General features: G+C 71.6%; 22 protein-coding genes and 1 pseudogene. 18 read left to right on the top strand and 5 right to left on the bottom strand.

What is annotated here, in order from left to right; translation table 11 throughout:
- Positions 1 to 54: 54 nt before the first annotated feature.
- Complete coding sequence (locus tag OG542_RS34940) at positions 55 to 666, top strand: DUF6328 family protein (protein WP_328416113.1); 612 nt, start codon at positions 55 to 57, stop codon at positions 664 to 666.
- Between the two features lie 80 nt (positions 667 to 746).
- On the opposite strand, the gene OG542_RS34935 is transcribed toward OG542_RS34940, so the two are convergent.
- Positions 747 to 1,205 (bottom strand): ATP-binding protein, encoded by a 459-nt coding sequence (locus OG542_RS34935; RefSeq protein ID WP_328416111.1) that lies wholly within the window; start codon positions 1,203 to 1,205, stop codon positions 747 to 749.
- 213 nt (positions 1,206 to 1,418) lie between these two features.
- On the opposite strand from OG542_RS34935, the gene OG542_RS34930 reads away from it, so the two are divergent.
- Both OG542_RS34930 and OG542_RS34925 read left to right on the top strand, forming a co-directional pair.
- On the top strand, positions 1,419 to 2,279 hold the full coding sequence (locus OG542_RS34930) for a helix-turn-helix domain-containing protein (protein ID WP_328416109.1): 861 nt from the start codon (positions 1,419 to 1,421) through the stop codon (positions 2,277 to 2,279).
- A 9-nt stretch (positions 2,280 to 2,288) separates the two neighbouring features.
- Positions 2,289 to 2,519 (top strand): DUF397 domain-containing protein, encoded by a 231-nt coding sequence (locus OG542_RS34925; protein ID WP_193482199.1) that lies wholly within the window; start codon positions 2,289 to 2,291, stop codon positions 2,517 to 2,519.
- Between the two features lie 66 nt (positions 2,520 to 2,585).
- Here OG542_RS34925 and OG542_RS34920 read toward each other — a convergent pair whose 3' ends face one another.
- On the bottom strand, positions 2,586 to 3,713 hold the full coding sequence (locus OG542_RS34920; protein WP_328416104.1) for an 8-amino-7-oxononanoate synthase: 1,128 nt from the start codon (positions 3,711 to 3,713) through the stop codon (positions 2,586 to 2,588).
- 151 nt (positions 3,714 to 3,864) lie between these two features.
- Here OG542_RS34920 and bioB point away from each other — a divergent pair, with 151 nt between their 5' ends.
- The 6 genes from bioB to OG542_RS34890 all read left to right on the top strand — a co-directional run bounded on the left by bioB (position 3,865) and on the right by OG542_RS34890 (position 9,713).
- Positions 3,865 to 5,040: a biotin synthase BioB gene (gene bioB, locus OG542_RS34915; protein ID WP_328416102.1), complete on the top strand. Its 1,176-nt coding sequence runs from the start codon at positions 3,865 to 3,867 to the stop codon at positions 5,038 to 5,040.
- A complete protein-coding gene (locus OG542_RS34910; protein ID WP_328416100.1) occupies positions 5,033 to 6,313 on the top strand; it encodes an adenosylmethionine--8-amino-7-oxononanoate transaminase in 1,281 nt (426 codons plus the stop codon). The genes bioB and OG542_RS34910 overlap by 8 nt, the downstream gene beginning before the upstream one ends.
- A gap of 1 nt (position 6,314) precedes the next feature.
- Positions 6,315 to 7,040, top strand: a complete 726-nt coding sequence (gene bioD, locus OG542_RS34905) for a dethiobiotin synthase (protein WP_328416098.1) — start codon at positions 6,315 to 6,317, stop codon at positions 7,038 to 7,040.
- A gap of 82 nt (positions 7,041 to 7,122) precedes the next feature.
- Positions 7,123 to 8,022, top strand: coding sequence for a class A beta-lactamase (gene bla, locus OG542_RS34900; RefSeq protein ID WP_328416096.1), 900 nt, complete (start codon positions 7,123 to 7,125; stop codon positions 8,020 to 8,022).
- Between the two features lie 8 nt (positions 8,023 to 8,030).
- Positions 8,031 to 8,960, top strand: coding sequence for an endonuclease/exonuclease/phosphatase family protein (locus OG542_RS34895; RefSeq protein WP_328416094.1), 930 nt, complete (start codon positions 8,031 to 8,033; stop codon positions 8,958 to 8,960).
- Positions 8,961 to 9,038: 78 nt separating this feature from the next.
- Positions 9,039 to 9,713 (top strand): class I SAM-dependent methyltransferase, encoded by a 675-nt coding sequence (locus OG542_RS34890; protein ID WP_328416092.1) that lies wholly within the window; start codon positions 9,039 to 9,041, stop codon positions 9,711 to 9,713.
- Here OG542_RS34890 and OG542_RS34885 read toward each other — a convergent pair whose 3' ends face one another.
- Both OG542_RS34885 and OG542_RS34880 read right to left on the bottom strand, forming a co-directional pair.
- Entirely contained in the window at positions 9,714 to 10,088 is a 375-nt protein-coding gene (locus tag OG542_RS34885; protein ID WP_193482191.1) for a fic family toxin-antitoxin system, toxin component, read from the bottom strand. It lies immediately after the preceding gene.
- Positions 10,089 to 10,092: 4 nt separating this feature from the next.
- Positions 10,093 to 10,332, bottom strand: a complete 240-nt coding sequence (locus tag OG542_RS34880) for a toxin-antitoxin system HicB family antitoxin (protein ID WP_184599608.1) — start codon at positions 10,330 to 10,332, stop codon at positions 10,093 to 10,095.
- A 136-nt stretch (positions 10,333 to 10,468) separates the two neighbouring features.
- Here OG542_RS34880 and OG542_RS34875 point away from each other — a divergent pair, with 136 nt between their 5' ends.
- The 3 genes from OG542_RS34875 to OG542_RS34865 are packed head-to-tail and all read left to right on the top strand — an operon-like array spanning position 10,469 to position 14,789.
- Positions 10,469 to 11,281, top strand: coding sequence for an ABC transporter ATP-binding protein (locus tag OG542_RS34875; RefSeq protein WP_328416090.1), 813 nt, complete (start codon positions 10,469 to 10,471; stop codon positions 11,279 to 11,281).
- Positions 11,282 to 11,284: 3 nt separating this feature from the next.
- Positions 11,285 to 13,852: an ABC transporter permease gene (locus OG542_RS34870; RefSeq protein ID WP_328416088.1), complete on the top strand. Its 2,568-nt coding sequence runs from the start codon at positions 11,285 to 11,287 to the stop codon at positions 13,850 to 13,852.
- Between the two features lie 46 nt (positions 13,853 to 13,898).
- Positions 13,899 to 14,789, top strand: a complete 891-nt coding sequence (locus tag OG542_RS34865; RefSeq protein WP_311130125.1) for an LLM class F420-dependent oxidoreductase — start codon at positions 13,899 to 13,901, stop codon at positions 14,787 to 14,789.
- Between the two features lie 127 nt (positions 14,790 to 14,916).
- Here the strand turns inward: OG542_RS34865 and OG542_RS34860 are convergent, their stop codons facing one another.
- On the bottom strand, positions 14,917 to 15,480 hold the full coding sequence (locus tag OG542_RS34860; protein ID WP_311130126.1) for a dihydrofolate reductase family protein: 564 nt from the start codon (positions 15,478 to 15,480) through the stop codon (positions 14,917 to 14,919).
- Between the two features lie 385 nt (positions 15,481 to 15,865).
- On the opposite strand from OG542_RS34860, the gene OG542_RS34855 reads away from it, so the two are divergent.
- The 6 genes and pseudogenes from OG542_RS34855 (at position 15,866) to asnB (ending at position 24,873) form a co-directional block, all read left to right on the top strand.
- A complete protein-coding gene (locus OG542_RS34855; protein ID WP_328416086.1) occupies positions 15,866 to 17,344 on the top strand; it encodes a sugar transferase in 1,479 nt (492 codons plus the stop codon).
- Positions 17,345 to 17,420: 76 nt separating this feature from the next.
- A complete protein-coding gene (locus OG542_RS34850; RefSeq protein WP_328416084.1) occupies positions 17,421 to 18,746 on the top strand; it encodes a nucleotide sugar dehydrogenase in 1,326 nt (441 codons plus the stop codon).
- Positions 18,736 to 20,015, top strand: a pseudogene (locus OG542_RS34845) (glycosyltransferase family 4 protein). The gene OG542_RS34850 and the pseudogene OG542_RS34845 overlap by 11 nt, the downstream one beginning before the upstream one ends.
- Entirely contained in the window at positions 20,012 to 21,382 is a 1,371-nt protein-coding gene (locus tag OG542_RS34840) for a YveK family protein (RefSeq protein WP_328416082.1), read from the top strand. The pseudogene OG542_RS34845 and the gene OG542_RS34840 overlap by 4 nt, the downstream one beginning before the upstream one ends.
- Positions 21,379 to 22,935, top strand: coding sequence for a Wzz/FepE/Etk N-terminal domain-containing protein (locus tag OG542_RS34835; protein WP_328416080.1), 1,557 nt, complete (start codon positions 21,379 to 21,381; stop codon positions 22,933 to 22,935). The genes OG542_RS34840 and OG542_RS34835 overlap by 4 nt, the downstream gene beginning before the upstream one ends.
- Before the next feature lie 3 nt (positions 22,936 to 22,938).
- Positions 22,939 to 24,873 carry an asparagine synthase (glutamine-hydrolyzing) gene (gene asnB, locus OG542_RS34830; protein ID WP_328416077.1) on the top strand — a complete coding sequence of 645 codons (1,935 nt, stop codon included), beginning with the start codon at positions 22,939 to 22,941 and terminating at the stop codon, positions 24,871 to 24,873.
- Positions 24,874 to 24,878 lie beyond the last annotated feature (5 nt).

Genomic DNA, 24,878 nt, shown 5'->3' with positions numbered 1-24,878 from the left:
GCGCCGCCGCACGCCGGGAGCGTGACACGGGCTGAAGTGGTTACTCGTCGCGTCATGGCCGAGCACAGTCCCTGCACCGCACGCGGCGAGACGCCACTACAGCGCGCCGACCGCAACTTCGTCGAGCTGCTCCAGGAACTGCGGGTCACCCAGACGGGCGTACAGATCCTGTTCGCCTTCCTGTTGTCGCTCGCCTTCACCTCGCGCTTCTCGTCCCTCGACACGGCCCAGCGCGTCACCTACGTCAGCACGCTGCTGCTGGCGGTCCTGGCCGCGGCGCTGTTCACGGCGCCGGCCGCGCTGCACCGCTCGCTCTTCCAGCAGGGCGCGAAGCCCCGCATCGTGCAGGTCTCTTCGCGACTGGCCACGACCGGTCTGATCGTGCTGGTGTTCGCTTTCAGCGGTTCCGTGCTGCTGGTGGTGGACGTGACGACCGGCCGGGCGGGCGGGATCGCCGCGGGGGCGGCGACCTTCCTGGTCTGCGTCGGACTGTGGGGCCTGCTCCCCCGGCTGGTGCGGCGGGCGGGGCTGCGGCAGGCGGCGAACGGCGGCTGCGAGGAACCGGAGCCCGCTGTCGAGGAGGCGGCGCTCCAAGGCACCGTCAGGATCCCCGCACCACGCCGGGGAGGAGCGTCGCGCCGAGAGGCGTCGCTGCGGCGGCGGTGACAAGCTCTGCGGGGATGGTGGCGCGGACGTCGGTCGCGCCGGTGGGAGTACGCGCTCGGGGCCGGCGCGCTGCGGTGAGCCTACGGCTCCTGCTGTCCCGCCGCCGTCATGGGCTGGGCCGGGACGGTCCACGGAAGTTCGACTGAGATGGTCTTGCCGCCCTCACGCGTGGGGCGGATCCTGAGCCTGCCGCCGCATTCGGCGGTCAGCCAGCGGATGATGACCAGGCCGCGGCCGTTGTCCTGCTGGACGGCGGCGGGGAGCCGTCTGGGCAACCGTGGGTGGCTGTCCGTGACACCGATGCACAGCCGTTCGTCGCGGTCGAGCGCGACGTCCACCGTGAACGTGGGCGACTGCCCGAGGGTGTGCTGGACGGCGTTGGTGGCGAGCTCGGAGATGATCAGCCGGACGGAGTCGGACACTTCCGTGTCCGTCGGCAGGCCCCACTCCGCCAGCGTGTCCACCACGTAGGCGCGCGCTGCGGAGACCGAGGCGGGATCGCTCGGCAGAGTGACGGATGTTTCCAAATGGTCTGCCATGGCGACATCGTCCCTTTCCCGCGGGACCGCAGTCGGACACGGAGCGGATGGTTCGAGTACGGTCCCGGACTGGTGCTTCGCCGCCAGAGTGCCACCAGAACACCCGCGAAGGGCGGCGATCCACCAAGATATGCATATATCTGTCGCCCAAAGCGGTGAACTCTACGACGCGAGACCGTATTCGGGTGGCTCGGAAGGAGTAAGGAGAAGCCCATGCAGCACGGTCCCGCGGTGCGCCGCCGGAAACTGGGCGCCGAACTGCGCGCGCTGCGCACCTCGGCGGGTCTCACCAGCGGCGAGGCGGCCCGTCTTGTGGGCTGGCACCAGTCCAAGGTCAGCCGGATCGAGACGGGCACGAGCGGGGTGAAACCGGCCGATGTGCGGTTACTTCTCGACGCCTACGGTGTGGCGGACTCCCAACTTCGCGAGCTTCTCCTGGTATTGGCGGAGTCCGACGACGGGGGTGGCCGGCACCACTGGTGGCACGCCTACCGAGGGGTGCTGCCGCCGACCTACCGCGACTTCATCAGCCTGGAGTCCCAGGCCACCGCGATGCGCACGCTGGAGACCACCGTCGTCCCGGGACTGCTCCAGACGCCCGAGTACGCGCGTGCGGTGACGAAGGCCGCGGTGGAGGGGCTGTCGGAGGACCGGCTCGACACGCTGGTCGAGGTGCGACTGGCCCGGCAGGACGTGCTGCGCGGGGATCCGCCGCTGGAACTGAGCGCCGTCCTGGACGAGGCCGTGCTGCGGCGGGAGGTGGGCGGGGCCGGGGTCATGGCCCGGCAGCTGGAACGGCTGGTCGAGGCGGCGCGCCTGCCCCAAGTGCGGCTCCAGGTGCTGCCGTTCGCCGCCGGAGCGCACATCGGCGTCACTGGCCCTTTCGTTATCTTCTCATTTTCGATCACTTCTGATCTGAATGTGGTTGTTCTCGACCACTTGACGAGTAGCCTCTACCTCGAACGGAAAGAAGACCTCCAGGCCTACACGGAGGCCTTCAACGCCCTTCAGATCCACGCCCTTTCGCCCGAGGACTCGCTGGATTTCATCGCCGGGACAGCCGCCGGCGCGTAAGGAGGCACCATGCGTGCACTGCCTCGTCATGTCCCCTCAAGCATCGAACTGCACGGTGTGCGGTGGTTGCGCAGCAGCTACAGCACCGGCGCGAACAACTGCGTCGAGACCGCGTGTCCGGACACCCCGCCCTGGGCCGGACTGCTCGCCGTGCGCGACTCCAAGGACCCGGCCGGGCCCGCGCTGCTCTTCTCACCGAGGAGCTGGGCGGAGTTCACGGCCACGGTCGACCGCATCTGACCGTTTCTGATCAGTCCGTCCTCGTTCAGTCCGTCATCGTGTGACGCACGGCCGTGTCACGCCGACTCATGGCCGCGTCTCGCCGATCAGCCGTACAGCGCGTTCGATCTGTTCCCCGGTCAGGTCCGCGCGGGCGGTCAGCCTGAGTCGTGAGATGCCGTCGGGTACGGAAGGAGGACGGAAGCAGCCCACGGCCAGGCCCGCCCCGCGGCATTCGGCCGCCCAGCGCACGGCGTCCTCGGGGGAGGGCGCACGCACCGAGACCACCGCGGCGTCCGGACGTACCGCTTCCAGACCCGCGGCGGTCAGGCGTGCGTGCAGTTCGCTCGCCACCGCGCGGGCCCGTGCCGCCCGCTCCGGTTCGCGGCGCAGCAGCCGCAGGGCCGTCAGGGCCGCCCCCGCCGCCGCTGGGGCGAGGCCCGTGTCGAAGATGAAGGTCCGTGCCGCGTTGACCAGGTGGTCGATCACCCGGGCGGGGCCGAGGACGGCTCCGCCCTGGCTGCCGAGCGACTTGGACAGCGTGACCGTGGCGACGACGTCGTCGGCGCCCGCCAGTCCCGCCGCGTGCGGGGCGCCGCGGCCGCCGTCGCCGAGGACGCCCAGGCCGTGGGCGTCGTCGACCACCAGCCCGGCGCCGTGCTCCCGGCAGGCCGCGGCGAGCGCCGCGAGCGGGGCCGCGTCGCCGTCGACCGAGAAGACCGTGTCGGACACCGTGATCGCCGTGCCCTCGTGTGCCGAGAGCGCCTTGCGCACGGCGTCCGGCTCGGCGTGCGCCACCACCTGGGTCGCGCCGCGGGCCAGTCGGCAGCCGTCGATGAGCGAGGCGTGGTTGCCCGCGTCGGAGACGATCAGAGAGCCGTGCGGGGCCAGCGCGGTGACCGCCGCGAGGTTGGCCGCGTAGCCGGAGGAGAAGACGAGGGCCGCCTCGACACCGCAGAATTCGGCCAGTTCCCGTTCCAGTTCGGCGTGCAGTTCGGTGCTGCCGGTGACGAGCCGGGAGCCGGTCGAGCCGCCGCCCCAGACCCGCGCGGCACGGGCCGCGCCCTCGGTGACTTCGGGGTGCCGGGCCAGCCCCAGGTAGTCGTTGCTCGCCAGATCGAGGAGCGGCGAAGCGGCCGGACGGGGGCGCAGAGTCCGTACGAGTCCGGCGCGGCGGCGCACCCGCGCCTGCTCGTCGATCCAGCCGAACGCCATGGGTGGTCCTCCGGGGAATTTTGTAGGCAGTGCACAGACACTAGCGGGACCACCGGCAGGTCAGTATGTGGCAATACCCACACCTCGAAGCGACTCTGTTGTGCGAACTCTCCTTGGCCCGGAGCGGGTCCGTAGGACAGGATCGGCTCTCATGGACCTGCTGAACACGCTGGTGGACAAGGGGCTTCGGCGCGAGCTGCCGACCCGTGAAGAGGCACTCGCCGTCCTCGGGACGTCCGACGACGACCTGCTCGATGTGGTGGCCGCGGCCGGGAAGGTGCGCCGGCACTGGTTCGGCCGACGGGTGAAACTCAACTATCTCGTCAACCTGAAGTCCGGCCTGTGTCCGGAGGACTGCTCCTACTGTTCGCAGCGGCTCGGCTCCCAGGCCGGGATCCTGAAGTACACCTGGCTCAAACCCGACCAGGCCTCCGACGCGGCGGCGGCCGGTGTGGCCGGGGGCGCCAAGCGCGTGTGCCTGGTGGCCAGCGGGCGCGGTCCGACCGACCGGGACGTGGACCGGGTCTCCGACACGATCAAGGCGATCAAGGCGAGCAACGACGGCGTCGAGGTGTGCGCCTGCCTCGGGCTGCTCTCCGACGGGCAGGCCGAGCGGCTGCGCGAGGCGGGCGCCGACGCCTACAACCACAACCTGAACACGTCCGAGGCGACGTACGGGGAGATCACGACCACGCACACCTACGCCGACCGCGTGGACACGGTCGGAAAGGCCCACGCGGCAGGCCTTTCCGCCTGCTCCGGGCTGATCGCGGGCATGGGCGAGTCGGACGAGGACCTGGTGGACGTCGTCTACTCGCTGCGCGAGCTGGACCCGGACTCGGTTCCCGTCAACTTCCTGATCCCGGTCGAAGGCACCCCGCTGGCCAAGGAGTGGAACCTCACCCCGCAGCGCTGCCTCAGGATCCTGGCGATGGTGCGCTTCGTGTGCCCGGACGTCGAGGTGCGCATCGCGGGCGGCCGGGAGGTCCATCTGCGCTCGATGCAGCCGGTCGCCCTGCACCTGGCCAACTCGATCTTCCTCGGCGACTACCTGACCACCGAGGGCCAGGCGGGCAAGGCCGACCTCGAGATGATCGCGGACGCCGGGTTCGAGGTGGAGGGCACCGACCAGGTGACACTGCCCGAGCACCGGTCCGGCGGCTGTCACGACACCGGCGGGGTCTGCGGCTCCGAGGGGGGCGGAGGCTGTGGTTCCGCCGATGCCGCCCCCGAGGTCTCCGAGCCCCCTACGGCCGCCGATGCCCGTACCGACCTGGTCGCCGTCCGCCGCCGGGGCGCCGGAACGGACCTCGCGCCCAATGCCTGAGCTGACGGTGCCCGAGCTGCTGGAGCTCGACCGGCGGCATGTGTGGCATCCGTACGGCCCGATGCCCGGACGGCAGGAACCGCTCGTCGTGGAGTCGGCGAGCGGGGTACGCCTGCGGCTCGCCGACGGCTCGGGAGAGCTGGTCGACGGCATGTCGTCCTGGTGGTCGGCGATCCACGGCTACAACCACCCGGTGCTCAACGAGGCGGCGCGCGGGCAACTGGAGCGGATGAGCCATGTGATGTTCGGCGGGCTCACCCACGAGCCCGGCGTACGACTGGCGAAGCTTCTTGTCGACATGTCTCCCGAGGGTCTCGAGCATGTCTTCCTCGCCGACTCGGGTTCCGTCTCGGTCGAGGTCGCGGTCAAGATGTGCCTGCAGTACTGGCGTTCGCTGGGCCGTCCCGGCAAGCGGCGGCTGCTGACCTGGCGCGGCGGCTACCACGGCGACACCTGGCAGCCGATGTCGGTGTGTGATCCCGAGGGCGGGATGCACGAGCTGTGGACCGGGGTGCTCCAGCGCCAGGTGTTCGCGGACCCGCCGCCTGCCGAGTACGACGAGGCGTACGCCGAGCACCTGCGCACGATGGTCGAGCGGCACGCCGACGAGCTGGCCGCGGTGATCGTCGAGCCGGTGGTGCAGGGCGCGGGCGGGATGCGCTTCCACTCCCCCGCCTATCTGCGGGTGCTGCGCGAGGCGTGCGACGCGCACGACGTGCTGCTCGTGTTCGACGAGATCGCGACCGGGTTCGGCCGTACGGGCGCGCTGTTCGCGGCGGAGCACGCGGCCGTGACACCGGATGTGTTGTGCGTGGGCAAGGCACTGACCGGCGGCTATCTGACCATGGCGGCGACGCTGTGCACCGCGCGGGTGGCTGACGGGATCTCGCGGGGCGAGGTGCCGGTGCTCGCGCACGGCCCGACCTTCATGGGCAATCCGCTGGCCGCGGCCGTGGCCTGTGCCTCGATCGAGCTGCTGCTCGGCCAGGACTGGCTCGCGGAGGTCAAGCGGATCGAGGCGGGGCTGCGGGACGGGCTCTCGGCCGTCTCGGACCTGCCGCAGGTGACGGACGTGCGGGTCCTCGGCGCGATCGGGGTCGTGCAGCTGGACCACGCCGTGGACATGACGGCGGCCACGGCGGCGGCCGTACGCGAGGGCGTGTGGCTGCGGCCGTTCCGCGATCTGATCTACACGATGCCGCCGTACGTCACGGGCGACGCGGACGTGGCGCGGATCGCGCGGGCGGTGTGCGTGGCGGCGCGGGAGGGATGACATGACGGTACTGGTGATCACGGGCACCGGCACGGAGGTCGGCAAGACGGTCGTGACCGCCGCCGTCGCCGCGACGGCGAGCGCGGCCGGCCGTTCGGTGGCCGTGCTGAAGGCCGCGCAGACAGGCGTACGGCCGGACGAGCCGGGGGACGCCGCCGAGGTCGCGCGTCTCGCCGGCACCGTGACGACGGCCGAACTCGCCCGGTACCCCGAGCCGTTGGCGCCGGCCACGGCCGCCCGCCGGGCCGGTCGCGCGCCGGTGCATCCGCACGAGATCGCGGAGGCCGCCGCCAAGCTGGCCGCCGAGCACGACCTGGTGCTGGTCGAGGGGGCGGGCGGACTGCTCGTACGGTTCGACGCGGCCGGCGGCACCCTGGCGGACGCGGCCCGGCTGCTGTCGGCGCCGGTGCTGCTCGTGGCGCCGGCGGGACTCGGCACCCTGAACACGACGGAGCTGACAGCGCGTGAACTCCGCTCCCGTGGGCTGGATCTGGCCGGCATCGTGATCGGGAGCTGGCCCGCATCCCCGGATCTCGCCGCGCGCTGCAATCTCGCGGACCTGCCGGACGTGGCCGGAGCGCCGCTGCTGGGCTCCGTTCCCGCCGGGGCCGGAGCCCTCTCCCCCGCCGCTTTCCGGTCGGCCGCGCCGCACTGGCTGGCGCCTCGCCTGGACGGTACGTGGGACGCGGAGGCGTTCCGGGTGCGGGAGGCTCCCCGGGCGTCCTGAGTCCCGGCAGGCGCGCGATGAAACCGGCGCGGACGTGATCGCGTGTTGAACTACGGATGTGATCACCTCTGGAGGGAACGCCTTGCACGCGACACACTCACGCCCGTCCCGCCGCACGGTCCTCGCCGTGGGCGCCGCCGCCGCTCTCTCGCTCGGCGGCGGCACGGCCCACGCCTTACCCGGTACGGGCGGCGTCACCGCACGGCTGAGGGAGCTCGAACAGGAGCACACCGCGCGACTGGGCGTCTACGCCCGCAATCTGCGCACGGGCCGGACCGTGGCCTACCGGGCGGACGAACGCTTCCCGATGGCCTCGGTGTTCAAGGCGCTGGCCGCCGCGGCCGTCCTGCGCGATCTCGACCGCGACGGCGAGTTCCTGGCCAAGCGCATCCACTACACCCAGGATTACGTCAAAAGGTCGGGATACTCCCCCGTCACCGAGAAGCACGTCGCGACCGGCATGACCGTCGGCGAACTCTGCGACGCCACCATCCGCTTCAGCGACAACACCGCGGGCAACCTGCTGCTCGCGGAGCTGGGCGGGCCGACCGCCGTCACGCGCTTCTGCCGCTCGATCGGTGACCCGGTCACCCGGCTGGACCGCTGGGAGCCCGAGCTCAACAGTGCGGAACCGTGGCGCGTGACCGACACGACGTCCCCGCGCGCCATCGGCCTGACCTACGGCCGTCTGGTGCTCGGTGACGCTCTGGAGTCCCGGGACCGCGTGCGGCTCAAGGACTGGCTGCTCCGCAACACCACGAGCACCGAGAAGTTCCGCAAGGCGCTGCCGGCCGACTGGCTGGTCGCCGACAAGACCGGCGGAGGCCGGTACGGCACCAACAACGACGTGGGCATCACCTGGCCGCCGGACGGTCCGCCGATCGTGATGTCCGTCCTGACCACCCAGCCGGAGGAGGATGCCCTGGCCGACAACCCGCTGGTGGCCGGGGCTGCCGCGTTGCTGGCGTCGGAACTCGGCTAGCAGTGCGGGTGAGGGGTCTGCGGTCGTGGGACGCCTGGCTCGTCGCGGGCGCCGTCGGTGTCGCCGGCCTGCTCGCTCTGCACTCCGCCGTGCCCAACGGGGTCGGGCGGCTCGGAAGCCTCCTGGAGACGTTCCTGCCCTTGCTGGGCGTGGCCGTGCCTCTGCTCGGCTGCCTCGCCGCGCTCAAGCGGTCGAAAGCGGGGCTGCTCGCCTGCCTGGCGCCGTTGGCCGTCTGGTTCTGGATGTTCGGCGGGCTGTGGTTCTCCTCGCCGACGGAGTCGTACGACCTGACGGTGGTCCAGCACAACGTGGCCGATGACAACGCCGACCGTTCCGGCACCGCACGGGCTCTTCTCGCCACGGGTGCGGAGCTGGTGGCCGTCGAGGAACTGACGCCTGCCGCACGGCCCGCGTACCAGGACGTCCTGGGTGCCTCCCGGCCGCACCGGGCGGTCCACGGCACGGTGGGTCTGTGGTCGGCCTGGCCCCTGTCGGACGTACGGCCCGTGGACATCCGGCCCGAGGGCTTTCCGGAGAGCTGGCAGCGCGGCCTGCGGGCCACGGTGTCCGCGCCCGGCGGAGCGGTCGCGGTGTATGTGGTCCATCTGCCGTCCGTCCGGCTGGGTCCGACGGGCCTGGCGTCGGCGGCCCGTGACGAGAGCGCGGCACTGCTCGGGGCACGGATCGCGGACGACCCGGCCGGCCGGCTCCTGGTGGTGGGCGACCTCAACGGCACGGTGCGGGACCGCGGCCTCGGACCGCTCACCTCCCAACTGAAGGCTCCTCCCTCGGGGTTCGCGTTCAGCTGGCCGGCCTCCTTCCCGGTGGCGCGGATCGACCAGGTGCTGGCGAGAGGAGCCGAGGTGACGGAGGTGTCCGCCCTGGACGCGACCGGGAGTGATCATCTTCCGGTGCTCGGCCGGGTCCGTCTGGGCTAGTCGAGTTATCGGCGGCAGGGGTGCGACGGGGCCCCTCGGGGGACAATCCTGGTAGGTCCGCCTCGCAGGGAGGTCCCCATGCCGCTCCGCTCCGGCAAGGTGCCACGGGATGCCGTGCACCATCCGCTGTTCGCCCGCTACTACGCCCTGATCAGCGTCGCCGCCGAGACCCGGATGGGCATGGGCAGGGTGCGCGAGAGGCTGCTCGACGGACTGTCCGGGCGGGTGCTCGAGATCGGCGCGGGCAACGGGCTGAACTTCGCGCACTACCCGGGCACCGTCTCGGAGGTCGTGGCCATCGAACCGGAGCGGCGGCTGCGACAGCTGGCCGTGGAGGCCGCCCTGCGCGCCGAGGTGCCGGTGGACGTGGTGCCTGGTGCGGCCGAGGCGCTGCCGGTCAAGAGCGAGGGCTTCGACGCGGCGGTGGTGTCGCTGGTGCTGTGCAGTGTGCGGGACGTGCCCCGGGCGCTCGGGGAGCTCCGGCGGGTGCTGCGGCCGGGCGGAGAGGTGCGGTTCTTCGAGCACGGCCGAGGTGGCGGCCGGGCGATGACCTTCAGCCAGCGCGCGCTGGACCGGACGGTGTGGCCGGTGCTGAACGGGGGCTGCCATCTGTCGCGGGAGCCGGTGCGGGCGCTGCGGGACGCCGGTTTCGAACTCGGCCCCTACCGGCAGGTGCTGATGCCGGAGCAGGGGCCGACCCTGCCCGCGTCGTACTGCGTGCTGGGCACGGCATGGCGCCCGGTCGGCTCCTAGTCACAGGCTCCACTGCCGCAGCTCCTGCTCGATGTCCCGAAGGGATGCCTCACCGCTCTTGACCAGCTTGGCGAGGTCGCGGACCTGCTCGGGCGAGGTGACGACCTTGGCGCCGCTGGCCACGAGATAGGCGTAGGCGACGGCGGAGGCGAACAGGGCGTTGGAGCGCTCCAGCGCGGGGACGTGGATCAGGAGCTGGAGCAGCGCTGCGGCGCGGGCGTGCGGGCTGTCGTAGACGGGGACGTCGAATATGGCGGCCTGGTGGCGTGCGACGGCGGCGACGAGGGCGCCCCAGTCGGTGACCTGGGGGTCTCCCGGGGTCTTGTGCTCGGCGAGCATCAGCAGCCAGGCAAGGTCGATCTCGAGGTTGTTCAAGGGATCAGTGACGACCTTCGCGCGTGCCCTCACGATCGACGCCGAATTCGTCGGCGAAGACGGACTCGTACTGCTTCATGAAGTCGGCGGCGGCCTCCACGAAGGTGTGGCCCACCTCGCCGGTGTCCTGTCTGACCAGCTCTTCGATGTAGCGGTTGACGCTCATGCCGCGGGCCAGGGCGCGTTCGCGGGCGGCTCGGGCGGTGCCCTCGTCGACTCGCACGTTCAGCTGGGTCTTCGCCATACCTTGACGCTAGCGCGTGAGTGCTAGCACCGGCAAGGCCGGGACTCCGACTCGCGGAGGATACCGAGTGTGGGCCGCGTCACATTACCCTCGGGCAAGACGACGAAGTCCGGACATCCACCCCGAGGAGGCGGCCTTGTCCACACCTGCTGCGGAGCATGCCCCCGGCCTGGCGTCGGCCGACGGGATCGCGGCCCGCGCCCGCGGTCTGACCAAGGCGTACGGCTCGGGCGAGACGACCGTGCTCGCGCTCGACTCGGTGGACGTGGATGTCGCGCGCGGGCGGTTCACCGCGGTGATGGGGCCGTCGGGCTCGGGGAAGTCCACGTTGATGCACTGCTTGGCGGGGCTCGACACCGTCTCGGCCGGCCAGGTCTGGCTCGGCGACACGGAGATCACGGGGCTGAAGGAGCGCGAGCTGACGCGGCTGCGCCGGGACCGGATCGGGTTCATGTTCCAGTCGTTCAACCTCATCCCGACGCTGAACGCGCTGGAGAACATCACCCTGCCCATGGACATCGCGGGCAGGAAACCCGACGAGAAGTGGCTGGATCAGGTCATCGACACGCTGGGCCTGCGGGACCGGCTCAGTCACCGGCCGTCGCAGCTCTCCGGGGGCCAGCAGCAGCGCGTGGCCTGTGCGCGGGCCCTGGCCTCGCGGCCCGAGCTGATCTTCGCGGACGAGCCGACCGGCAACCTCGACTCGCGCGCCGGTCTGGAGGTGCTCGGCTTTCTGCGCGAGGCGGTGGACCAGCTGGGCCAGACGGTCGTCATGGTCACCCACGATCCGGGCGCAGCCGCCCACTCGGACCTGGTGCTCTTCCTCGGGGACGGGCGGATCGTGGACGAGATGCCGCGGCCGACGGCGGAGGCCGTGCTGGAACGCATGAAGAGGTTCGACACGATCCGCACCCGGTTCGAGGACACCCCGTCCGCCGAGGAGAACTGACCCGTGCTCAAGGCGACCCTGAGAAGCTTCCTTGCACACAAGGGGCGGCTGCTGCTCTCCGCGCTCGCCGTCCTGCTGTCCGTCGCGTTCGTCGCGGGCAGCCTGATCTTCTCGGACACGGTCAGCCGTACGTTCGACCGGCTGTTCGCCTCCACCGCGGCCGATGTCACGGTCAGCCCGAAGGAGGACCTCGACGAGGCGGTGCCCTCCGGCCGGACGGCCACCCTGCCGGCCGCGCTCGCCGCACGCGTGCGGCAGGTCGACGGGGTCGCGGCGGCGCGGGCCGAGGTGGACGTGGACGGCCTCACGGTCGCCGACGAGGACAACGAGCCGGTGGGCCCGACCACCGGGGCACCCACGCTCGGCACCGCCTGGAACCCGACCGAGCGCAGCCCCGTGGAGCTGACCTCCGGTCACGCCCCGCGCGGGCCCGCCCAGGCGCTGCTCGACTCGGAGACCGCCGGCCGCAAGGACGTGCGCATCGGGGACACCCTCACCGTGATCGCGCCGCCCGGGTCGTTCAAGGTCAGGGTCGTCGGCATCGTCACGTTCACCACCACCAACCCCGGCGCCGCCCTGGTCTTCTTCGACACCCGGGCCGCGCAGACGAAACTGCTGGGCAGCCCGGGGGGCGCCACCAGCATCTCGGTCGACGCCGCCGAGGGCGTCAGCGACGCGCAGCTCAAGCAGCGCGTGGCCGCCGCGCTGGGCGGTCACACCTACGACTTCAGGACGGCCGGCGAGCAGGCCGAGTCGGACGTCGAGCAGCTGGGCGGATTCCTCGACGTCATCAAATATGTGATGGTCGGATTCGCCGGGATCGCCGTGCTGGTGGGCGTGTTCCTGATCGTCAACACCTTCTCCATGCTCATCGCCCAGCGCACCCGCGAGCTGGGGCTGCTGCGCGCGCTCGGCGCCGACCGCCGCCAGGTCCGCCGCTCGGTCCTCGTCGAGGCCCTCCTGCTCGGCCTGGTCGGCTCCACGCTGGGGCTCGCGGCCGGGATCGGGCTGGCGGCCGGGCTCATCGAGCTGATGGGCCTGCTCGGCATGAACATCGACGCCGGCGAGATGGTCATCGGCTGGGTGACGCCCGTGACGGCGTACGTCGTCGGACTCGGGGTCACCTTCGTCGCCGCGTATCTCCCGGCGCGGCGGGCCGCGGGGGTCTCGCCGATGGCCGCCCTCTCGGACGCCGAGGTCGCCGGGGTGGGCCGGCCGCTGCGGATGCGCGCGGTGGCGGGCGCGGTCGTCGGGGCGGCCGGGGCGGCGGCGCTCGCGGGGTGCGCTGCGGCGACCCGGACCTCGTCGGCGGCGTCGCTGCTGGGGCTGGGTGTCGTCCTGACCCTGATCGCCACCGTGATCGCCGGTCCGCTGCTGGTGCGCCCGGTGATCCGCGTGCTCGGCGCGGCCTTCCCCGCGCTGTTCGGGTCGATCGGCCGGATGAGCCAGCGCAACGCCCTGCGCAATCCCCGCCGTACGGGGGCCACCGCGGCGGCCCTGATGGTGGGTCTCGCCCTGGTCGGCGGGATGTCGGTGGCGAGCGCCTCGATGACCAGGTCGTTCGACCAGCAGATCGACAAGACACTGGGCGCCGACTTCGTGATCCAGAACACCAACTTCCTGCCGTTCCCGAAGGAGGTCACCGAGGAGGTGCGCGGCACCGACGGCGTGGGCCTGGTCGTACGGGGGCGGTTCACACCGGTCGCGGTGCGGCTTCCGGACGGCGACCGCGTGGAGACGACCGCCGCGGCTTACGATCCGCGGCTCGACGAGGTCGCCAACATCACGTATGTGCGAGGGGACTCCGCGGCGGCGCTGGCGGACGGACGCCTGGCCATGGACCGGGACTTCGCGCGCGACCACGGCGTGCGGGTGGGCAGCACCGTCCCGGTGGAGTTCCAGGGCGGACGTTCGGCCGAGCTGAAGGTCGGGGCCCTCACCGACCAGGACTCCGCCGAGGGGTTCGGCACCCAGGGCGGTCTCTACTTCGGGCTCGCCACCCTGGAGCGGTACGCGCCGGGCGGGCAGGACTCCGCGCTGTACGTCAACGCCGCCCCCGGCACGAGCGACGACGACCTGCGCGCGAACCTGGAGCGGACCCTGGATCCGTACCCGCAGGTGCAGGTGCGGGACCTGGCCGATTACAAGCAGCTGGTGCACGACCAGATCGCCGTCCTGCTGTACCTCGTGTACGCGCTGCTGGGGCTGGCGATCATCATCGCGGTGCTCGGCGTGGTCAACACCCTCGCCCTGTCGGTCGTCGAGCGCACCCGGGAGATCGGGCTGCTGCGGGCGATCGGGCTGGCCCGGCGTCAGCTGCGGCGGATGATCCGGCTGGAGTCGGTGGTGATCGCGGTGTTCGGCGCGGTCCTGGGGCTCGCGCTGGGGCTGATGTGGGGCGTGTGCACGCATCAGGTGCTGGCGCTCCAGGGCATGACGGCCCTCGCGATCCCCTGGGGCACGATCGTCGCGGTGGTGATCGGCTCGGCGGTGGTGGGCGTGGTGGCGGCGCTGCTGCCGGCGTTGCGTGCATCCCGCATGAATGTACTGGCGGCCATCGCGCACGAATGATGGAATCGCGGCAGTCACTCAAGTCCCCTCTCGGTGAGGAGAGTTCATGCCGCGCCCGTTCCGTTTCGGAATCAACATGCTCACGGCCGCCCCCGGCGAGGAGTGGCGGGCCAAATGCCGCCGGGCCGAGGAGCTCGGCTACGACGTGATCCTCGTCCCCGACCATCTGGGCATGCCCGCGCCCTTCCCTGCGCTGGTGGCGGCGGCCGAGGCGACCGAGCGGCCGAGGCTCGGCACCTTCACGCTCAACGCGGGTTTCTGGAACCCGGCGCTGCTGGCCCGCGAGGTGGCGACGACGGACGCCCTGACGGGCGGGCGCCTGGAGCTCGGGATAGGCACCGGCTACGCACGGGACGAGCACGAGTCGGCCGGGCTGCCGTTCGGCTCTCCGGGCGAGCGGGTGGACCATCTGCGGCGCACCATAGAGGAGTTGGAGCGCCTGCTGGCCTCCGAGGAGCACCAGCCGCGGGCGGCGCAGCGGCCGCGGGTGCCGCTGCTGGTCGGCGGGAACGGCGACCGGATGCTGCGGCTGGCCGCCGAGCACGCCGACATAGCGGCGTTCACCGGTGCGCGCACGGCTCCCGGCAGCACCACCGGGCAGTTGACGCCGATCAGCGCGGACGATCTCGAAGAGCGCGTGGCACGGTATCTGAAGTTCGCGGAGGGCCGCGCGGAGCCGGCCGAGCTGAACCTGCTCGTGCAGGTGGTGATCGGCACCGAGGACCGCGAGGCCGCCGTCCAGCCGTTGCTGGAACGCGTACCGGGCCTGACGGCGGATGAGGTACTGGACCTTCCCGTGACCCTGGTCGGCACGACGGAGGAGATCACCGCCCAGGTCCTGGCCCGGCGCGAGCGCTACGGCTTCACGTACCTGACCGTCCTGGAGCCGTACATGGAGGCGTTCGCGCCGGTCATGGAGCGGTTGCGCGGGGCCTGACGTCCGCGTCCTGCCCGCCTTCCGGAAGGTGGACGGCGGGTGATGTCGGGGGTGGACGGCGGGTGATGTCGGGGGTGGAGCCGGCTAGGTCGTGCCCGCGGGGCAGGCGGGACTTCGCGGACACGGCCTAGCGCGCCACGCGGTGGCGGAGGTAGACGACTCTCGAGTTGAAGGTGCGGGTCTCGACGAGTTCGAGATCCACCCGGCGCTCGTTGCGGGGAAAGAACGGGATGCCACCGCCGACCAGCACCGGGTAGACCATGGCCCGGTACTCGTCGATCAGGCCCGCCCCGGCCGCCTCTGCGGCGAGAGTCGCGCCGCCTATCGCGATCTCGCCCTCCCCCGGCTCGGCTCGCAACCGCTCGATCTCCTCCGCCACGCCGCCGGAGGCCAGGCGGGCCTGGCCCCGCACCGTCGACAGCGTGGTGGAGAACACCACCTTGGGGAGCGGGTTCCAGAGCGCGGCCCATTCGAGCCCTGAGTCGTCGAGCGAGGGATCCTGGTCGGCGGTCTCCCAGTACAGCATCGTCTCGTACAGCCGTCGTCCCATCAGGTGGACGCCGACCTCTCGGATCTCGTCGATCCAGAAGCGGAAGACCTCCTCGTCGGGCACCGTCCAGTCGAAGCCGCCGTCCGGCCCGACGATGTAGCCGTCGAGTGAGACGTTCATCGAATAGGTCACGCTGCGCATCAGCAGTCCTCCTCGCTATCAGGTTCGACCAGCGGTCACCGATCGATGCACCTACCCTCAAACCTTGAACACAAATTGCACACACCCTCTCTCCATACTGGCCCCGATGGTCTAGATTGACCGTGCTTCAGCTGTTCGGGCACGAGGCGACCCTTAATGATCTATAGGTCCGGCGCTACGGAAGGCCGGCAGGACAGGCGAGTCCGCTGTCGCCAGGGCGGGTTGTTCAGGTAACACTGCAGTTCTGCACTACCTGGGATGTCATGCGCACGACGAGGGAGGCGGGGGCCTCCCTGGGGGAGGACAGTGCGGGGGGCGGGGGCCTCCCGGGGGGAGGCACGGTGTTGGGCGAATACGTCGAACCACTGGGGACCTGGGGGGTTCTGTGCGGCAAGGGGGATTAGCCAGCCCGTTTCCGTCAGCGCGCGGGCGTCTGGCGGACGGGGCGATCGACCAGCCCGCGATCGACTGGGAGCAGCGGTACCGCCGTACCGTGATCAGCAGCGATACCGTGGCCACCGCCTTCGTGGTGGCGGCGATCGGCAACTTCTTCGGGGCGCGGGACGCGGCCAACTGGCATGAGAAGTGGGGAATCCTCGCATTCGGCACCGAGCTGCTGGTGCTGGGGGCGCTTGCGGTGAGCCGGTCGTGGGCTCCGGCCGTGCTCGGCCAGGGGGCCGAGGAATTCCGCCGGCTCGGACGCTCACTGTTCGCGGCGACCGTCGTACTGGCGCTCGGCGGCATCGCCCTCACCTCGCGCAACATCAAGCTCTGGATCTTCGTCGCGATCCCCGCGATCGCGCTCGTCACCATGACCGCGCGGTATCTGCTCCGCCTCTGGCTGCACAAGCAGCGAAAGGAAGGACGGTGCCTGAGACCGGTGCTCGCCGCCGGGAGCCCGGCCACCGTGCACGACCTGATCACCCGGACCCGCAAGTTCCCGCACCTCGGCTGGCGGGTGGACGCGGTGTGCACGACGGACGGTCTCGGGCTCGACGGTGACCAACTGGACGGAGTACCGGTCGTCGGCCGACTGGCGGACGTCGCGGGCCACGTCCGCCGCGACGGCTACCGTGTCGTCGCGATCACACCGGACCCGCACTGGTCACCGGACCGGCTGCAGCGGCTGGCCTGGAACCTCGAAGGCAGCGACGCCGAGATGGTCGTGGCCCCCGTGCTGATGGAGGTGGCCGGCCCGCGGCTGCACATCGACGCGGTGCTCGGGATCCCGCTGCTGCGGGTCAGCATGCCGGCCTTCACCGGGGGCCGCCGGGCGGTCAAAGGAGTCGTCGACCGGATAGGCGCAACGTTTCTGCTGGTGCTGTTCGCGCCGCTGATGGTGTTCGTCGGGCTGCTCGTGCTGGTGGACAGCAGGGGCGGGGTGTTCTACCGCCAGCGCAGGGTCGGCAAGGACGGCCGCGAGTTCACCATTCTCAAGTTCCGCACCATGGTCGCCGGGGCGCACGGGGCACGTGCCGAGCTGGCCGACCGCAACGAGGGCGCCGGCCTGCTGTTCAAGCTTCACCGGGATCCGCGGGTGACCCGGGTGGGAGCGGTGCTGCGCCGGTACTCGCTCGACGAGCTCCCGCAGCTCTTCAACGTGCTCACCGGATCGATGTCGCTCGTCGGCCCGCGGCCTCCGTTACCGGAGGAGTCCGCCGCGTACGGCCCGGACATCCGGCGGCGGCTGCTCGTCAAGCCGGGACTCACCGGCCTGTGGCAGATCAGCGGACGCAGCGACCTGTCGTGGGAGGAGGCGGTCCGGCTGGACCTGCGGTACGTGGAGGACTGGTCGCTCGCCCTGGACACAGTGATCTTGTGGAAGACGCTGCGTGCGGTGCTCCACGGCCAGGGGGCCTACTGATGCGCGCGGGACCGCTCAACGGTCCCGGCGCGCGGACCGCAGGCCGGGACGGCCTGCCTGGGGGGAGGAACGGGTCATGAGAGTCAGCGTTTTCGGGCTCGGCTACGTGGGCTGTGTGTCGGCCGCGTGCCTGGCCAGCATGGGTCACGAGGTCATCGGGGTGGACGTGAACCAGGTGAAGGTCGACCTGGTCAACGACGGCAAGGCCCCGGTGGTCGAGGAGCGGATCGGCGAGCTCATCGCCGAGGTCGTGCGGACCGGGGCGTTACGCGCCACCGGCGACGTCCGCGAGGCGATCATGGGCAGCGAGGTGTCGCTGGTCTGCGTGGGCACGCCGTCGGAGCCCAACGGCAGTCTGTGCACCGCGTACTTGGAGCGGGTCACCGAGGAGATCGGCGCCGCGCTGGCCGAGGGGGCCAAGCAGGGGGACCGGCACACCGTCGTGTTCCGCAGCACCATGCTCCCGGGCACCTGCCTGAACCTGCTGGTGCCGATCCTGGAGAAGTACGTCGGCGGCACGGCCGGGGTGGACGTCGGGGTCGCGGTCAACCCGGAGTTCCTGCGCGAGGGCACGAGCGTGCGGGACTTCTTCGACCCGCCCAAGACCGTCATCGGCGAGCTCGACCCGGCAAGCGGCGATGCGGTGACGGCGCTGTACGACGGCTTGCCCGGCGAGGTGTTCCGGGTGCCGGTCCCGACGGCCGAGGCGATCAAATACGCGGACAACGCGTTCCACGGCCTCAAGATCGGCTTCGCGAACGAGCTGGGCGCGGTGTGCCAGGCACTCGGGGTGGACTCGCACCAGGTGATGGACGTGTTCCTGGCCGACCGCAAGCTGAACATCAGCCCCGCCTACCTGCGGCCCGGCTTCGCCTTCGGTGGCTCCTGCCTGCCCAAGGACCTGCGCAGCCTGGTCCACGCGGCGCAGCGGGCCGACGTCTCGGTGCCCATCCTCGCCCATGTGCTGCCCTCCAACTCCGACCATCTGCAGCGCGCGGTGGAGCTGGTCGAGCGCACCGGCAAGCGTCGGGTGGGCCTGTTCGGGCTGTCCTTCAAACCCGGCACCGACGACCTCCGCGAGAGTCCGCTCGTCGAGCTGGCGGAGAGGCTCTTCGGCAAGGGGTACGACCTGAAGATCCACGACGCCAACGTGAGCCTGGCCCGGCTGATCGGCGCGAACCGCGAGTACATCGAGACCCGGCTGCCGCACCTCGCGCAGCTGCTCGCGGACTCCGTCGACGAGGTGCTCGAGCACGCCGAGGTGTGCCTGGTCGGGACCAGGGATCCGGCCGTGCTGTCGGCGCTGCCGCATGGCGACGGCCCGGTGATCGTCGACCTCATCCGCCTTCCCGACGCCGAGGCGCGTCAGACAGAACCGGGGTACGTGGGCCTTGCTTGGTAACACATCGTTCGGTGACACAGCCGGCGGCGACCGGTCGGACCGGCGCGCGCTGATCCTGGTGGAGAACCTGTCGGTGCCGTTCGACCGGCGGGTGTGGCAGGAGTGCACGACGCTGCGCGACGCGGGCTGGGAGGTGCACGTCATCTGTCCCCGGGGGGAAAAGCGGGACACGGAGCCGGAGGCGGAGATCGACGGGGTGCGGATCCACCGCTACCCGTTGCGCGCGGCCACCGGAGGGCCGGCCGGCTATCTGCGGGAGTACGGATCGGCGTTGTGGCATACGGTCCGGCTGGCCCGCAAGGTCGGCCCGGTCGACGTGGTCCACGCCTGCAACCCGCCCGACCTGCTGTTCCTGCCCGCACTGTGGATGAAGAGGCGCGGTGCGCGGTTCGTCTTCGACCAGCACGACCTGGTACCCGAGCTGTACCTGTCCCGGTTCGACCGCGGCGAGGATCTGCTCTACCGCGCCGTGTGCGCGCTGGAGCGGCTGACCTACCGGGCCGCGGACGTCGTGCTCGCCACGAACGAGAGCTACCGGGACGTCGCGGTGCGCCGTGGCGGCCGGCGGCGGGAGGACGTCTTCGTGGTGCGCAGCGCGCCCGACATCGACCGGTTTCACCCCGTACCGCCCGAGCCGGAGCTGAAGCGCGGCAAACCTCATCTGCTGTGCTACCTGGGCGTCATGGGCCCGCAGGACGGCGTCGACTACGCCTTGCGGGCCCTCGCGAAGCTGCGCGACGACCTCGGGCGGACCGACTGGCATGCGGTGTTCGTCGGCGCGGGCGACGCCTTCGACGCGATGGTGGAACTGTCCCGGCGGCTCGGGCTCTCGGAGCAGGTGCGGTTCACCGGGCGCATTCCGGATGCCGACCTGGTGCGCTACCTCTCCACCGCGGACGTGTGCCTCTCCCCCGACCCGCGCAATCCGCTGAACGACGTGTCGACCATGAACAAGGTCCTGGAGTACATGGTGATGGGCCGGCCGATCGTCTCGTTCGACCTCCGGGAGGCGCGGGTCTCCGCCGGTGAAGCCGCCGTCTACGCGCCCGCCAACGACGAGGCCGAGTTCGCCCGGCTCATCACGCTGCTGCTGGACGATCCGGAGCAGCGGGCCCGGATGGGCAAGATCGGCCAGGAGCGGATCAGCGGGCCGCTCTCCTGGCGGAACTCGCAAGCGTCGCTGCTCGCCGCCTACGCCGCTGCCTGCCGTGACCACGCTCCCGTGTCGAGAGCGACCCGCGCCAGGCAGGGAAGAGGCCGCACCGTTGAGCGATGAAACAATACGCCTCGTCACGATCGGGCGGATCATCCGTCGGCGCGGGCGGCTTCTCGTCGTCCTCGCCGTGGTGGGCGCGCTCGTCGGCTACGGCACCTCTCTGCTGTTTCCTCCGCGCTACACGACATCGGCATCGGTACTGCTGCCGGGGGCGTGGGAGGAGCGCGAGCTGCTGACTCAGGCGGAGATCGCGAGCAGTTCGGTGGTGGTCGACCGCGCGGCCGACACACTCGGCTGGACCGGGGTCGGCGGCAGCGAGCTGCGGGACCGGGTGAGCGCCCAGGCCGCCGACGGGAACATCATCAAGATCTCGGGCACGGCCGGCACCCCGGAGCGCGCACAGCGGCTCTCCGACCAGGTGGCCCGGCAGTTCGTCGCATTCGCCGCGCGGATCGCGGGCGACAACACCGACCCCGATGCGGCGGCGCGGCCCGAGGCACTGCGGCAGATGGTGGTGCAGACCAGCCGCCGCATCACCGAGCTGGCCGATGCGGCCGATCCGGGGCAGACCGTGGAGAGCGTGCAGACCCGCACCGAGCTCGCGAAACTGCGCACCGCGCTCCAGGAGGCCATCAACAAGCTGGACCAGGCCGACCCGGCTGCCGGCAAGGCCAACATGGTCGTCATGGGGCCGGCGGCCCGGCCGGCCGGCGAGGCACCACCGACGAGGACGCAGCTCACCGCCGCCGGGGCGCTGCTGTTCTTCCTGCTCGCGGTCATCGGCCATCTCACGGCCGCGCGGATGAGTCGCCGACTGCGCACCGAACCGGAGATCGCCGCGGCGCTGGGCTCGCCTCTGCTGGGCACCGTCGACGTACCTGATGAAGGGCCCGCGCACCGGCCGGAAGGCCGTGACCCGCGGGCCCGGATCCGCCGGCTGCTGGGCGTCGACGTCCGGTGGGACATACCGGGTCCGCAGACGTCCGGCGACGAGACCGGCAGGCAGATCCGCAACCGGCGGGTGTGCGCCCGGCTCCGGGACCAACTTCCGGCTCCCCGGCGGCTGTTGGTCGTCGTCCCTGACGGTGACGAGATCGCCCGCCTGGCCGCCGGCCAGCTCGCCGCCGAGACCGAGAGCGATCCGCTGCTGCGGGTGGTGGGGGTTTCGGTGGACCGGCCGACGGTGCCGGACCGCGACAACGAGTCCGGTGCCCTGGTCGTGCTCAGCGCGGGCAGCTGGACCGCGGGGGAGCTCGCAGGCATCGCCGAGGCGTGTGCGGACGCCGGGCACGAGGTCGTCGGCATCGTCCTCGCGGCCGGCACGGTCCGGGCCCGTCCGACGCGGTCCGCCGGCCGTCCTCGGGCTGCCGCCACGCCGGCGCTCGCGGTCGGCGAAAGCGCGGCGGGAGGTTCAAGGTGACGACGACGAGTACGACGTCGGAGTCGCCGGCCGCCGCTCCGCTGCTGGACCTGCAGGCGCTGGTGGTGGCGGTGCGCAGGCGGCGCCGCCTCTGGTGCGCCATGGCGCTGCTGGGGCTGCTCGCCGGCGCGGCGGTGGCGATCCTCATGCCGCCACCGCCGACCGCGGTGACCAAGGTGCTGGTCGCGCATCAGGAGGACCAGCCGAACGACCCCGGAACGCTGATCCGCACCGACGTCGAGCTGCTGCACACCACGCGGATCGCCGGCAAGGCCCTGAAGGCACTCGAGTCCCCGGAGAAACCGGAGGACTTCATGCGGGACTACGGGGGCATCGGCCTGACCAACAACCTGCTGCAGATCACTGTGGCAGGTGACAGCGACGCACAAGCGGTGGCCCGCGCCGAGGCGCTGGCCGATGCGTTCGTCGCGGACCATGTGACGCGGATACGGGAAGCCGCGAACGCCGAGGCCAAGACCCTGCTCGACCAGCGTGACCGCATGCGGGACGAACTCGCACAGGTCAACAAGGCGATTGGAGACGGACCCCCGGAGAGCGACCCGAAGGCGTCGGCGGACATGGAGTCGCTCTTCGCCCGCCGGGCCGAACTCACCTCGCGGATCACCGACTTCGGCCAGCGCGCCGCGGAGGCGCGCATCGGCACACCCCAGCTCATCGCCGGCACACAGATCGTGGACGCCCCGCACGCGGTGCGGCACTCCCTGCCCAGGACCGCCGCCACCAACGCCGCGATCGGACTCGTCCTCGGGCTCGTCCTCGGGCTCGCGGTGGCCGCGGTCGGCACGGTGGTGGCGGACCGCCCCGTGCTGCGCCGGGAGATCGCGGCGAACCTCGGCGCCTCGGTCATCGCGGAACTGCCGCGCCGGCCGGCCGGGCCGTGGCGGCGCCGACGGATCCGGGCGGCACGCGAACGGCTCACCGCGTCCCTGGCCCGCACCGTGCGCGGTTCCGCGGAACCGGTGTCGCTGCTGGAACTGGGCTGTGCGCGCAGCACGAGCGTGATCGCCCTGGACCTCGCCGGGGCACTGGCGACGGAGGGGCCGGTGGTCATCGTCGATGGTCTGCCCGGCCGGCAGCTGGCCGGCCGCCGCCCGAAGCCAGGAGACCCGACCGTGGTCAGCGGCGAGCGCGCCGCGGACGTGTCGCATCAGGAGCTCCGGCTCGGCGTCGGCTCGGTGGCGCCCGGCACGGCGTGGACCGACCTCCAGTACCTCGGCACCCGGACCGTGCTCGTCGTGCGCGCCGGGCACGGCAGCGCCGCATGGCTGCACACCGTGGCACGGCAGCTCGCCGACCAGCGCATTCCGGTGATCGGTGTGGTGCTGATCGACCCCGATCCGCGTGACCGGACCGACGGCACCCTGTGGGACGGGCCGCGGACCGCGCTGCGCGGCCGGACCGAGCGGCCCGCCCGGCAGAACGGTGGGGGTACCTCCCACGCCGTTCAGGCAGAGGGGGAGGGCCGGCGGCGGACGGAGCAGCCGGCGATGTGGGCGGCACGGGTACCGGACAACGACCAGGAGGCGCGGTAGGACATGTGTGGCATCGCAGGTACGTACCGTTGGCCGGACGGGAAGGTCGTGACCGACCGGCTCACCGATACCCTCGCCCACCGCGGTCCGGACGGGTCGGGCCGGTACGGCCACCCCGCGGGTGACGGCGAAGTCCACCTCGGGCACCGCCGGCTGGCCATCATCGACCTGTCCGAGACCGGCGCCCAGCCGATGGTCTCGGGCGGCCTCGTCCTGACGTACAACGGCGAGCTGTACAACGCTCCCGAGCTGCGTGCCGAACTGGCGGCCGCCGGGGTGCGCTTCCGCGGTACCTCCGACACCGAGGTGCTGCTGGAGGCCTGGCGGCGCTGGGGCACGGACTGTCTGCCCCGGCTGCGCGGCATGTTCGCGTTCGGGATCTTCGACGAGCGGACCGGTGAGCTGGTGCTCGCCCGCGACCAGCTCGGCATCAAGCCGCTGTTCCTGCTCCGGCGAGGCGAGGGCCTGGTGTTCGCCTCCGAGCTCAAGGCGCTGGCCGCCGCGACCGGCGGATCGCTGGAGGTGGACCATGGGGCCCTGGTGGCCTCGCTCCTCTACTACTGGGTGCCGGACTCGCGGTGCGCCTTCCGTGAGGCGGAGAAGCTGCCGCCGGGTAGCTGGCTCAGGTGCCGTCCCGACGGCCGGGTGGAGCGCGGCCGGTACTGGAACCTGAAGGACGTCGCCGCCGAGGGCCGGGAGCGGGCCCGCAGCGGTGAGCTGCCGGACCTGGCCGCCATCGTCGAGGAGTCGACCCGGCGCCATCTGCTCTCCGACGTCCCCGTGGCGGCCTTCCTCTCCGGCGGGCTCGACTCCAGCTATCTGACCGCGCTGGCGGCCCGCCACCAGCCCGGGATCTCCGCGTACACGATCGGTTTCCGCGCCGAGGACACCAAGTTCGAGGCGATGCCAGACGACCTGCGCTACGCCCGGCAGGTCGCCGGGCGGTTCGGCGTCGACCTGCACGAGATCGAGATCGCGCCGAACGTGCTCGACCTGCTGCCGCAGATGACGTACAGCCTGGACGAGCCGATCGGCGACCCCGCCGCGATCAACACGTACCTGATCTGCCAGGCCGCCCGGGAGGCCGGGGTCAAGGTGATGCTCTCGGGGATGGGCGCCGACGAGCTGTTCGCCGGCTACCGCAAGCACCTCGCGAACCTGCTCGCGCTGCGCTACCAGCGCGTCCCGCGGCCGCTGCGGCGCGGGGTGTCCGCGGCCGTGGACCGGCTGCCGGTCGCCACCGCCCGCCGGGGCTACCGGTCTGTGCGGTTCGCCAAGCGGTTCCTGTCCTTCGCCGATCTGCCGGAGGAGACCGCCTTCCGGCGCAGCTACACGATGTACGACCAGGAGGAGCTGCTCGCCCTGGTCGATCCGGACCTGGCCGGGACGGTCGAGGACGTGCTGACCGAGCACGCGGACGTCTACCAGGACAACGACCTGGACGACTTCGTCAACCGGATGTGCCTGGGCGATGCCCGGATGTTCCTGCCGGGCCTCAACCTCGCCTACACCGACCGCTCCAGCATGGCCGCGTCGACCGAGGTTCGGGTGCCGTACGTGGACGTCGAGGTGGTGCGGGCGGCGTTCGCGGTGCCCGGCGATCGCAAGATCGTCGGACGCCAGGGCAAGGCCGTGCTCAAGGAGGCGGCTTGCTCGGTCCTGCCCCGGGAGATCGTCTACCGGCCCAAGGGACTGTTCAGCGCGCCGCTGCGGGCCTGGATGAGCCGGGATCTCGCGCCGCTGGTACGCGAGGTGGTCAACGACGGGGTGCTGGTCAGCTCCGGGCTCCTGCGCCGTGACGCGCTGGCGCGCATGGTCGCCGAGGACGCCGCCGGGCAGCGGGACTTCTCCAAGCATCTGTGGCATGTGCTGACCCTCGAGTACTGGTATCGCGACGCGACCTCTGGGTCCGGTCAGAGCACTCGGTTATCGGCTTAGGAATT

Source organism: Streptomyces violaceus (assembly GCF_036014075.1).
GTDB lineage: Bacteria > Actinomycetota > Actinomycetes > Streptomycetales > Streptomycetaceae > Streptomyces > Streptomyces violaceus.
The sequence above is the reverse complement of the archived record's forward strand: the minus strand, read 5'-3'. Positions and strand labels throughout refer to the sequence as shown.

Coding starts and splice junctions, on each gene's coding strand:
- OG542_RS34940 (WP_328416113.1), top strand. CDS start 55: ATGGCCGAGCACAGTCCCTGCACCGCACGCGGCGAGACGCCACTACAG.
- OG542_RS34935 (WP_328416111.1), bottom strand. CDS start 1,205: ATGGCAGACCATTTGGAAACATCCGTCACTCTGCCGAGCGATCCCGCC.
- OG542_RS34930 (WP_328416109.1), top strand. CDS start 1,419: ATGCAGCACGGTCCCGCGGTGCGCCGCCGGAAACTGGGCGCCGAACTG.
- OG542_RS34925 (WP_193482199.1), top strand. CDS start 2,289: ATGCGTGCACTGCCTCGTCATGTCCCCTCAAGCATCGAACTGCACGGT.
- OG542_RS34920 (WP_328416104.1), bottom strand. CDS start 3,713: ATGGCGTTCGGCTGGATCGACGAGCAGGCGCGGGTGCGCCGCCGCGCC.
- bioB (WP_328416102.1), top strand. CDS start 3,865: ATGGACCTGCTGAACACGCTGGTGGACAAGGGGCTTCGGCGCGAGCTG.
- OG542_RS34910 (WP_328416100.1), top strand. CDS start 5,033: ATGCCTGAGCTGACGGTGCCCGAGCTGCTGGAGCTCGACCGGCGGCAT.
- bioD (WP_328416098.1), top strand. CDS start 6,315: ATGACGGTACTGGTGATCACGGGCACCGGCACGGAGGTCGGCAAGACG.
- OG542_RS34890 (WP_328416092.1), top strand. CDS start 9,039: ATGCCGCTCCGCTCCGGCAAGGTGCCACGGGATGCCGTGCACCATCCG.
- OG542_RS34880 (WP_184599608.1), bottom strand. CDS start 10,332: ATGGCGAAGACCCAGCTGAACGTGCGAGTCGACGAGGGCACCGCCCGA.
- OG542_RS34865 (WP_311130125.1), top strand. CDS start 13,899: ATGCCGCGCCCGTTCCGTTTCGGAATCAACATGCTCACGGCCGCCCCC.
- OG542_RS34860 (WP_311130126.1), bottom strand. CDS start 15,480: ATGCGCAGCGTGACCTATTCGATGAACGTCTCACTCGACGGCTACATC.
- OG542_RS34850 (WP_328416084.1), top strand. CDS start 17,421: ATGAGAGTCAGCGTTTTCGGGCTCGGCTACGTGGGCTGTGTGTCGGCC.
- asnB (WP_328416077.1), top strand. CDS start 22,939: ATGTGTGGCATCGCAGGTACGTACCGTTGGCCGGACGGGAAGGTCGTG.